8 protein-coding genes are annotated in these 10,549 nt (G+C 41.7%); 2 read left to right on the forward strand and 6 right to left on the reverse strand.

The genetic code is table 11. From position 1 onward, the window contains the following. The first annotated feature begins 22 nt into the window (after window positions 1-22). On the forward strand, window positions 23-3,034 hold the full coding sequence (locus tag FTV52_RS08080) for a DUF2339 domain-containing protein (protein ID WP_179990514.1): 3,012 nt from the start codon (window positions 23-25) through the stop codon (window positions 3,032-3,034). A gap of 48 nt (window positions 3,035-3,082) precedes the next feature. Here FTV52_RS08080 and FTV52_RS08085 read toward each other — a convergent pair whose 3' ends face one another. After that, window positions 3,083-4,006 carry a mechanosensitive ion channel family protein gene (locus tag FTV52_RS08085; protein WP_096902425.1) on the reverse strand — a complete coding sequence of 308 codons (924 nt, stop codon included), beginning with the start codon at window positions 4,004-4,006 and terminating at the stop codon, window positions 3,083-3,085. A gap of 9 nt (window positions 4,007-4,015) precedes the next feature. Continuing rightward, window positions 4,016-4,837: a hypothetical protein gene (locus FTV52_RS08090; protein WP_179990516.1), complete on the reverse strand. Its 822-nt coding sequence runs from the start codon at window positions 4,835-4,837 to the stop codon at window positions 4,016-4,018. Between the two features lie 102 nt (window positions 4,838-4,939). Between FTV52_RS08090 and gspE the strand changes: the two genes are divergently transcribed. Continuing rightward, entirely contained in the window at window positions 4,940-6,427 is a 1,488-nt protein-coding gene (gspE, locus tag FTV52_RS08095) for a type II secretion system ATPase GspE (RefSeq protein WP_179990517.1), read from the forward strand. A gap of 80 nt (window positions 6,428-6,507) precedes the next feature. On the opposite strand, the gene FTV52_RS08100 is transcribed toward gspE, so the two are convergent. From FTV52_RS08100 to FTV52_RS08115, 4 genes are all read right to left on the reverse strand, one after another. Continuing rightward, window positions 6,508-7,332 carry a carbon-nitrogen hydrolase family protein gene (locus FTV52_RS08100; protein ID WP_179990519.1) on the reverse strand — a complete coding sequence of 275 codons (825 nt, stop codon included), beginning with the start codon at window positions 7,330-7,332 and terminating at the stop codon, window positions 6,508-6,510. A 21-nt stretch (window positions 7,333-7,353) separates the two neighbouring features. After that, window positions 7,354-7,881 (reverse strand): anti-anti-sigma factor GigB, encoded by a 528-nt coding sequence (gigB, locus tag FTV52_RS08105; RefSeq protein WP_070154874.1) that lies wholly within the window; start codon window positions 7,879-7,881, stop codon window positions 7,354-7,356. A 113-nt stretch (window positions 7,882-7,994) separates the two neighbouring features. Next, the gene (gene gigA / locus FTV52_RS08110; protein ID WP_179990521.1) at window positions 7,995-8,963 is read right to left on the reverse strand and encodes an RsbU family protein phosphatase GigA; all 969 of its coding nucleotides are present in this window, start codon (window positions 8,961-8,963) and stop codon (window positions 7,995-7,997) included. 101 nt (window positions 8,964-9,064) lie between these two features. After that, on the reverse strand, window positions 9,065-9,988 hold the full coding sequence (locus FTV52_RS08115) for a VacJ family lipoprotein (RefSeq protein WP_178319639.1): 924 nt from the start codon (window positions 9,986-9,988) through the stop codon (window positions 9,065-9,067). Window positions 9,989-10,549: the final 561 nt, after the last annotated feature.

Consider the following 10,549-nt stretch of genomic DNA (forward strand, 5'->3'; position numbering starts at 1 on the left):
AATATCAATAAAATGAAGAGCAATGCAGACAGGGCAGAATGAAATTCGAATCATTTGGTTCATGCTATTAATCATAATTTCAATTGGCGCATGGTGGCTCGGTGTGCCGATGCTGAGTTATATCTGTGCAGTTGCTGCGGTGGTCAGCGTGATGTTTTTTGTGGGACGAGTGCAGAACTCACTGGAACAGGTTGTGGATGCACAGTCACAAGTACAACGCCAAAGCTCTAAAACTCCTTTATATATCGCCGCTTTTATTGCTTTTTTAGGAATATTGCTGGATTGGTATTTACTGACATCTATTGCTTTAAGTGCATGGATTTTTATGTTGTTGCGATGGTTGCAGCGTTTGGAGCAAGGACTGTATCAATTACAGCAATTACAAAGTGCCGCTAAGCTTCAGGCGCATGCTCAAAAGAGCTATCCTCAAAAGACCAATGCTCAAGAGAAAAAGGTTCAAACGCAATTCGCAGAGCATATTTTAGCCAATACATCTGAAGTTGATGCAAGTCTTTCATCAGTTAAGGCAAATGTGGATGATGGTGTTATATCAACCGCTTCTCAACCTGAAACCATCGCTATTCAATCTGATTCCACATTATCGAGCGAGCCGAATTCTGTTCGGGAACAAGCAGCTCAAGTTTCTTATCCATATCAAGACCAAGAGTATCTACATCAAGAATATTCAGCTCCAGATTTAGCCAAATCCTCAAGGTCTGTTGCACCTTTTGCAACTCAGTCGCGCTCATCAAGTAACAGTTTATTGCAACAAGCTCAATCATGGCTGATACATGGTAATCCTGTATTAAAAGCAGCAATTGTAGTGTTACTCATAGGCGTGGTGTTACTGCTACGTTTTGCTACTGAACATTGGCAATTTAGTTTGGCAGTGAAACTTTTGTTCGTTGCTGGCGTGAGTGCAGCAGTGACAGTATTCGGTTATCTGTTACGCAACAAAAATCGCAGCTTTGCTTTGGGTGTGCAAGGTTTGGGGTTGGCTGGGCTGTGTCTGACCTTATTTTTTGCCTATTACAATTTGGTCATTCCAAATTTAGCTATCGCCAGTCTGTGTTTTATTGTGGTGATGTTGCTCACGCTCTGGCTGAGTTTAAAACAACAATCAGTCGAACTTGCCCTCATGGCAATGCTGATTGCGTATTTCGCACCGTTTACTTTACCTGTTCGTAATGCAACAGCCATTGAATTTATTGCCTATTATTTGCTGATTAATATTTCGGTTGCCATTTTAAGTAGTTTACGTCCGTGGAAATATTTAAATCAAATTGCGTTTTTAATGACGGTTGTGGTGGGTGGCAGCTATGCCTTTTATCATGGTTATATCTTTGAACGGCAGGTGCTAACGCTTTTAGTTTTGGCGCATGCGGCTATTTTTATTTGGTTGGGTTTTCGCTTTAGTCAGCTTTTGGCACAGGAAGATGTCGCCACGTTTCAGCTGAAACCTATTTTAGACCTTGCCTTGATTTTTGGCGCACCCATTGTCGGTTATGCCTGTTTATATCTGATGTATTTTGAAGAAACAGCAGAGCAGGCAGCCTTTAGTTTGTTATTTGCGGTGGTTTTTGCAGGTTTGTATTGGCTGACCAAACAGCATCGGCAGACACAATTTATTGCACAAAGTTATTTCAGTTTGATGCTGATTTTTAGTGTGTTGATTCCACCTATTTTACTGCCTGAACAATGGAGTGTCATTGGTTGGGCATTACAAGGCGTGGCTGTGTTTATTTTTGCCTTTATTCAATATTCTAAAATTAGCCGTTATTTGGCACTAGGTTTGTTTGCCGTAGCGGGCTTATCTGGGCTGTATTATTTAGTAGAGTTGCCTTATTTCGAGCGCAGTATTTATTGGGTACTGAGCCTAAGTTATGCCACGGTTGTGGTGTTTTCCAACAGCCGTGCAGCTTTCAGACAACAACTGAGCACAGCAACCACGAGCGTACTGTGTTTAATGATGTTGTCTGCAACCAGTTTATGGCTATGGTTAGGTTTAGATTACTTTGATGGAGAACTTGCAACCGTACAGACGCTTTTGGCGGTGGTGGTCATTTATTTACTTATCAACGAAGTACTACTTTCTCGTCAAGCGACATGGTCATGGCTATTGCCCAAATGGTTAGGTCTAACGCCAGTTTCGCTCACTGCAGCAGGTTTATTATTCAGCCGTAGCTATGATGGAGCGGTGCATTGGGTTTCGGGTACTGAACGTCTGCTATTTGCCTTGTTTGCAGGCGTGCTCAGTGTGTTGTGGTTGCGTCCTTTATGGACTGTCCGCAGCGACAAAGAATGGCTGAGTTTAGGACTGTTACCCATTTTGGCGATGGCGAGTTTAACGCTGTTACCACAGCATCCGTATAGCAGCGTGGTGATTTTACCATTGCTCTTTGCGGCGTGGTGTTGGTGGCAACAACCGGATTCAGATTGGCGCAAATTTTGGTATGCGCGTAGCAATTTAATCTTCATGTTGATGTGGATGCTATGTTCACAACTGTTGACTGAACACGCATTTTACGGCTATGTACTGCCTATTTTGAATCCATTTGATTTGGTTAGTATAGCCATGTTGGTGGCTATTTTGTGGATGTTGAATCTGCAACGCAAAACCCATTTAGACCAAGGCTTGGCAGCGGTAATTATGGTCTTGAGTTTACTGTGGCTAAGTAGTTATGTGCTATTACGTGCCTTACATCTGTATTTGGGAACGCCAATCAACCAAATTGCTGTTTGGCAAGATGCCACTGTGCAGCTCAGTTTGACCTTGCTTTGGGTGAGTTTGGCTTGTATCGCCATGTGGATTGCCAGTCTGAAACAATTACGTGCCTTGTGGATTTTAGGCAGCAGTATTTTGGTGATTGTGACCTTAAAATTGGTGCTTTTAGATTTATCTAATATTGGAACTTTAATGCGCGTGCTGTCATTCTTTGCTGCAGGTTTAGGTATGCTACTGATTGCATATATTGCCCCAATTCCTGAGACAGATCTCGTAAAAAACAACACTTCGCCGTCTTCCAAAGCTTGAGCAGATCCTCAAGTTTAGTTAGAGGCAAAGTGTCGAAGACTGAAACGATTACTTTAAGTCAGGTTCTCGTTTCAGTGCTTGGGCATTGGCATATTGATCAAGTTCTTCATTATTTAAAGGGCGCGATAAAGGATGATCAACAAAACCCATTTTGGGTACAGGAATTTCGATTTGGTTGTCTAGGAAACCATTACGGATACGTTCCTGCATTTCATCACGTACCTTTAAAAAGTTTTCTTGCTGACACCACACCGCAAACAACAATTCAATTGAAGATTCACGGAAAGCTGTAACTGTCACCGCGGGTTTAGGGTCAGACAGCACGAGCGGATATTGATTGGCGACACTGAGCAACACTTCACGCACTTTAATAATATCTTCGTGAAAATTAATCGCGAGGGTAATGGGCACACGTCGGATTGGAAACTTGGACAAGTTATGCACGGGTGCACGAATCAATTGTTCATTGGGTAAACGCACATAAATATTGTCTTGGGTCAGCAATTTAACTGAAAGTAAGTCAATTGAGATCACTTCACCTTCAATGGTGTGTCCGCGAATCAGGGTGATTTGAATGGTATCGCCCACTTCAAAAGAACCTTCGCCAATCAGGAACATACCACTAATTAAATTGGATGCCGATGTCTGTGAAGCAAAACCCAAAGCCACGGTTAAAATACCTGCAGCACCTAAAAACACGCTGAGTTTAAAGCCTGCTTCTTTCAGGCTCGCCATCACAAACAGCAGGAAAATAAAGTAAAAAATCCCGCGTCGCCAAACTAAGCGTTGATGCGCATTAAAACGTGCGCCAATAGTGCGTACAAAAGTATTGGAAACAAAACGTGCAATTAAGAAACCAATCAAAGACAATACAATTGCGACCAAAATTTCGGTCAGACGATCTGTATTGATACTGGTAAAAATTCCTTTGAGGCTGTTGGTGATTTCTTTGGAAATATTGGAATCTGCCATAACATCCTCTTAGAAAAATGAATCAAACATATTAAATAAAGCACCTGCCGTTTCACGCGGTGGTTGCAAATAGGTCACTTCACCTGCATGTGGCGGGGTGCGATTTTCAATCCGAATTCGTGGCGGGCGGTCTAAACCTTCATGCATCACTTTAATTTGTGAAGTCCATAAACGACCTGTACTTTCGCTGAAAAATAAAGGCAGCGCAGGCACAGGCACATTCATTCGGTCAAAACGCAATTGTTGATTGCTGGTGTTGTGAAATTCAATCGGCGTGACGGCACGAAATGCACGTGGTTTTAATTGATGTAATTCGGTACGGCCATCGACTGCTGTGGCATAGCAAATTTCACCTGTACGATGATTGGGGCCAAACCAAGTATCTTTCGGGCGAATAATTGGTAAATCAAAAATGGGTTCACGTTGTCCATTTACAAAGGCAGACATCCACAACGGTGTGCTGATATACAATGTGCCACGTTGCCCTGCAGGAATATAAATTGGATCGACAGGTTTAATCACCACAGAACGGTCTGCCAAACGTGGCATGAGCTGTAATTTACTTTGTGTAGATTTGAACATATAGCGTTCAATTTTCACAGGTTGTGGAAAGGCAAATTCAGGATCATCAATGTTATGCCATTGCTGTTCATAATCGTATTGAACCTGCGGGCGATAATATTCCAAACGCCATTCTTGCATACCACGGGTCAAACGTACTAAGAGTGAGCCAAATTGCCACGTTTTAGGACGATTGAGCTCAAACTCATAGTCACCCCACCATTTTAATTTAGCCGAATCAGTTTCTGAAATCTCATGATTTTGTGACAATGGCCTATCCCTTTCTTGATAAATCAGCGAAAACAGACTTCACGCTGTCATACGCTTAGAGTACACTCAAATTAAATTTTTTCATCATTATTATAATCGCTGATGCAAGTACTGAAACAATTACAAATACCGTATAGCTTTGCCAAACGCCATGGGGTGTTAATTCGTTATGAGGGCGATCATGCCTTTATTGTACGTCGTGAAAATACGCCGATGCTTGCCATTCAGGAGGCGCGTCGTTTTTTGGGGCATCCTGCACAGCATCAACTTTGTAGCGATCAGGAATTTCACCAATTATTAAGCAGCAGTTTTGCAGGTGATACAGGCGAGTCGCAGCAAGTCGCTGCGGGATTGGAAGATCACCCTGACTTGCTTAGTTTGGCAGATTCAGTTCCTGAAGCAGAAGACCTGATGGATCAGGAAGATGATGCACCGATTGTACGTTTAATCAATGCTTTACTGTCTGAAGCGATTCGGGTTGGCGCATCGGATATTCATATCGAATCTTTTGAGAAAAAACTGTCAGTCCGTTTGCGGGTCGATGGTCAGTTGCGTGAAATCGTGCAACCGCGCCGTGAACTTGCGCCTTTATTGGTGTCACGTATTAAAGTCATGGCAAAACTGGATATTGCCGAAAAACGTATCCCTCAAGATGGTCGTATTTCGCTCAGACTAGCAGGTCGTGAGGTCGATGTACGTGTGTCAACGCTGCCATCTTCGCATGGTGAGCGGGTGGTAATGCGTTTGCTGGATAAGCAAGCAGGTCGTTTAAACATGACGCACTTGGGGCTGATGCAAAATGATTATGAGCGCTTAAAGCAACTGGTACATCGACCACACGGGATTATTTTGGTTACAGGGCCGACAGGTTCGGGTAAAACTACGACCTTATATGCAGCTTTCTCAGACCTGAATGACGGTTCTAAAAATATTTTGACTGCAGAAGACCCGATTGAATATCAACTTGAAGGGATTGGGCAAACACAGGTCAATACCAAAGTGGATATGACCTTCGCTCGTGCTTTAAAAGCCATGCTGCGCCAAGACCCAGATGTGGTGATGGTGGGGGAGATTCGTGACTTAGAAACCGCCGAAATTGCAGTGCAGGCTTCCTTAACTGGTCACTTGGTACTGTCTACCCTACATACCAATACGGCCATTGGTGCAGTCACCCGTTTAAAAGATATGGGCATCGAGCCGTTCTTGCTGTCAAGTTCATTAATTGGGGTGATCGCACAGCGTTTAGTGCGCACCTTATGTTCGCACTGCGCCACATGGCATGCTGCAGATGACTTTGAACAAGAACTCTTTAAAAGTGTGACCGATGCAAGCGATTTAAAACTTCCGCAACCGAAAGGCTGTGAACATTGCTCACATACAGGTTTTACTGGGCGGACTGCAATTTATGAAATTGTCCCTGTGGATGAAGCAATGCGCCGTTTGATTCATGGCAATGCCGCGGAATATGAACTGGAAGATTATGCACGACAGCAATCAGGTTCGATTCGTGAAGATGGATTGCGTAAGGTATTGGCAGGTAAAACCACTTTGGAAGAAGTGCTGCGCGTGACCAATGAAGCGGCTGAATAGCTAAAAAGTAAGGTTAAGATAAGAAATACAAAGAGTTGATCACTATATTGTTGATCAACCCTTTTTATTGAAATTCAATTTTAAAATTGCAATAAACGACGATGCTGCATTAACGGCATCGACTCTCGAATTTTGCTTTGTTCATCTAAATCAAAGGGCACTGTAATCAGTTGCGTACCTTCGTCTTGCACCATTGACAATAACTGCCCGCGTGAATTGGTAGCGCCTGAATGTCCCCAAGTCTGACGCTTTTCACCATGCCAGCCTTGTTGGGCTGCACCTAAAACCTGACATTGACTGTCCATGCCACGTGCCTGCAAGAGCAATTGCCAGTGCATTTGACCTGTGGTGTAAGTAAAAGCCGATGGCGCAGTTAAAATATTTGCGTCTTGCGCACGTAAAGTTAAGGTCAATTCAGGAAAGCGCAAGTCATAACACACCATTAAGCCAATATTGCCAAATGGTGTTTTCGCAACAACGACTTCAGAACCAGGTTCAAAAAACTTAGATTCCTGATAACCGCCAACAGAGTCACCCACTTGCACATCGAACAAATGAATTTTGTCATAACGAGCTTCAGTTTTTTCTGGGCTAATACATAAACTGACCGTACGCACACGACCATCTGCAATTGTTGAGCCATCAGGGCGATACGGGCAGGGCAATGTACCCGCCACAATCCAGATTTGATATTGATGCGCAAGCTGTTCCAAACGTTGTTGAATACTTTCAAACTGTGTCGCGGTTTCACGTTGTTTACCGGCCGCAAAACAGATAAAGTTTTCTGGAAAAACGATCAGTTCAGCGCCATCAGCTTTACTCTGTTGAATCAATGTTTCAATGATTTTGAAGTTTTCTTCAATATCGTTTTGCGAGTTCATTTGAGCAACAGAAAGTAAAGTCATCAAAGCATTCCTGAGTGAAGATCAAGCGTTCTGCTGATTTTTCTCAGCACACTGATCAAGATTATCTTGTTCTTTTTGTAGCTGTTTCACCAAAGGTTCGAACATATTTTGGTTGTTTTCATTCAGCTTCATGAGGGTTTTATGGGCATCTAATACTGTGGTGAGCATATTGCTATGCGTGACGTGTTCTTCTACCAGCTCACGCGTGCAGACTGTCGGATCGCCACAGTAATTTAAAATCACAAACACCTGTCCTAAGCCCATGCTATTTGCGAGCGTAGTAATGTCTGGATTAGTAGATAGCATAACTGCCTGAATTTGATGGATTTGTTTTAGTTTTAAGCCTAGCTTAGCCAATATACCTAAAACTGTACTGTCAATAAATGTAGTTTGGGTTAAATCTACAATTGCACCCACCACATTGGATTGCTGTTCAATTTTACTGAGTAGTTTGTCTAGACTAATACAAGATTGGGCACGCACTTCGCCAAAAAGCTTAAAGATATGCGTTCCATTCAAACTTGCATATTCAACATGACCTGTTGACATATAAATGCCATTTGCAGAGAAGGATTAGATAATTATCCCATAGCGACTATATAGACTCAAGTAGCTTACAGTCGTATATCTAGGGTTAAGAAGTTAACTGGCTGATTTGTTGGTTATTTTGTTCGACACAAACTCAAGATTGCAATGTCATCGGCTACATGATCGGGTGCTTGGAATGATTGATTTTGCAAGTGAAAGACCAATTGTTCAAACTGTTCATTCAAACCACCGCTATAAGGTTCTAACGCACCATCGGAGCAGATAATAAAACGTGCCTGTTTATTTAATACGCACTCAAATTCCTCAACTTCTAAATCTTCAGTCAGTCCTAAAGGAAAACTACTGGTATTTAAAATCCTAGGTGCTTGATTGGGTTCAATAATAATGGCAGGTGGATAATGACCCGCACTCGACCAGCGTAGCTCATGAGTTTCAATATTTAAAATCCCACTAATCATGGTGATATGCTTTTCAATATTTTCTTGAACCAACATGCCATTCAGCTTCTTAATCAGTTCGCGTGGTGTTTTGGAGCGACCATGAAATGCAGCCATCCAAGACGTTAGTAAACTACTAGTTACACCATGCCCAGAGACATCGGCTAAATAGAACATGATTTCTTTATCACTGATTTTCCAGTAATCAAACCAATCGCCCGACAAATAAGCCGAAGGCTTAAATAACGTATCTACACGGTAGTTGTACAGTTCGATAGGATTGGGCAGTAATTTTTTTTGTAGTTCAGCAGCTGAAGGTAAGTCGCGGCTGTCTTGATTGCGTTTATATTGTGCGTCTATTTTGCGTAAGGCTTGTGGTGGATTTTCTGGTAAACGACTCCACAACCAACCTGCTAAAGCGCCTTGTTCCCATGCTTGCACCAATGCCGTGCCTTCATCTTCAAAGGCCAATACAATCGTGGGTAAATTCCATTGATGTGTTAAATAATCTTGCACATCGGCAATTGCAATAATGGTTGGGTCATACAAGCTGATGTCATCTATGTGAATCATTTGCACACTAGGAAGTGTGTCGAGCACCTGTTCTAGATATGGAATATCACGTGTGGGTTGAATGAAATACATAGAGTTTTGTGTTGACCCTGAACCTAAACAAAGCGTTACTATAACAATGCCTGAATACTCAAGGAAAGTAAAAACTCACCTTGAGTAAAATGTTTTACAAATTATTCTTTGCTTTCTTCAGGCGGGTTTATTTCTTCTTGATCATCAAAAAGTTCTTCGCTTTCATCATCTACAAAAGAAATACTATCTGCATCGAGTCCTTTCTTTTCCGCAATTTCAAAGTTTTTACGTTGCAAGTAAATATCCCGAATCGCGGCATATTTATCGCCCTGTAATACTTGTTCTACATCTAGGAGTTGCGAGCGCGTATCTAGGCCGCGCATAACTTGCTCCGACCAATATAAACGGTCATTGCCATCTAAAATGTATTTTTGTGGACGTGCCTGACCATCTACAAGTGTGCCGAAACCATCACGGAAAGTACTTGGGCCGTAAATTGGTAGCATGACATAAGGCCCTGAAGGGACACCGTAGTAGCCCAAGGTTGTACCAAAATTTTCTTCTTCCGTGTCTAAACCTAAACGACGTGCAGGGTCAGCCATGCCTAAAGTAGTAATCGTATTTAAACTAAAACGACCTAAAGTTTTTGCGGCACGTAAAGGGCGGCCTTGAATCAATTGGTTAACCGCATTCCAAGGTTCGCCCAAGTTTTTTCGGAATTGACGATATGACCCGCGCACTTCACCAGGGACTTTCTTTGTATATTGAACCGCAAGTGGACGCGCGATATTACGATCTAACATATCGTTGAATGCATAAATCTGACGGTTCAATGGTTGCAGTGGGTCTTTGACTTCATCGGGTTGTGCAGCATTTGCATTCACTTTTAAATCTTTGGCTTTTACATTTTTTAATTCTTTAAGCGCATTCAAACGACTACTTTTAGTTTCAGAAGATGAATCTGCCGCAATAACTTCAGTAGTTTCTTCTTGAGCAACTTCTTCAGTAGAAGGCATTGTCGCATGTGTTGAGGTGATGAATCCTAAAGAAACAAGGCACACCCAAAGATATTTTTGTTGATACATAAAGAATCCTAGCGCTTAAATCTGAGTAAGCAAAAGCTGTTATATCGCCGATGGGTGTATAGTAACAGTTAATTGAAACGATGTATTAAAGCAAATTTGCTCAAAATGTGTGTAGAAAAGGTAAGAATGAACAAAAAATAAACACTCGATATATTTCCTTTGAAAAAAGTGTTGCAAGGCGAAATATTTCACCTATAATGCACATCCATCGGCGGTGATGAAGATTAAAACTTCTGATAAAACAACGACTTGATTGAAAATGGTTAAGTTGAGTTTTAGAAAGAAAGTTTAAAATAATTTAAATTACCAGTTGACACTTTAGAAATAAAGCGTAATATAGCCGACCTAGCTTGATGTTGACGAAGCATCGAGAAGATCATTAAGAGATTATGAAGAACAACTTGTGTGGATTTTTACTGATTGATTAATCGAAAATATTTCATTGATTGATTGGTTTAAATTACTCGAAGTTTATTTGAGCGAAATTTAAGTCAGAAAATTGATGAGCCAGATTTGGAAGTTTAGATTAAAACTTCAAAATGATTTTAACTGAAGAGTTTG

Origin of the sequence: Acinetobacter sp. YH1901141 (genome assembly GCF_013416935.1) — a bacterium.
GTDB lineage: Bacteria > Pseudomonadota > Gammaproteobacteria > Pseudomonadales > Moraxellaceae > Acinetobacter > Acinetobacter towneri.

Coding starts and splice junctions, on each gene's coding strand:
- FTV52_RS08100 (WP_179990519.1), bottom strand. CDS start 7,332: ATGACTTTACTTTCTGTTGCTCAAATGAACTCGCAAAACGATATTGAA.
- gspE (WP_179990517.1), top strand. CDS start 4,940: ATGCAAGTACTGAAACAATTACAAATACCGTATAGCTTTGCCAAACGC.
- gigB (WP_070154874.1), bottom strand. CDS start 7,881: ATGTCAACAGGTCATGTTGAATATGCAAGTTTGAATGGAACGCATATC.
- FTV52_RS08085 (WP_096902425.1), bottom strand. CDS start 4,006: ATGGCAGATTCCAATATTTCCAAAGAAATCACCAACAGCCTCAAAGGA.
- gigA (WP_179990521.1), bottom strand. CDS start 8,963: ATGTATTTCATTCAACCCACACGTGATATTCCATATCTAGAACAGGTG.
- FTV52_RS08115 (WP_178319639.1), bottom strand. CDS start 9,988: ATGTATCAACAAAAATATCTTTGGGTGTGCCTTGTTTCTTTAGGATTC.
- FTV52_RS08080 (WP_179990514.1), top strand. CDS start 23: ATGCAGACAGGGCAGAATGAAATTCGAATCATTTGGTTCATGCTATTA.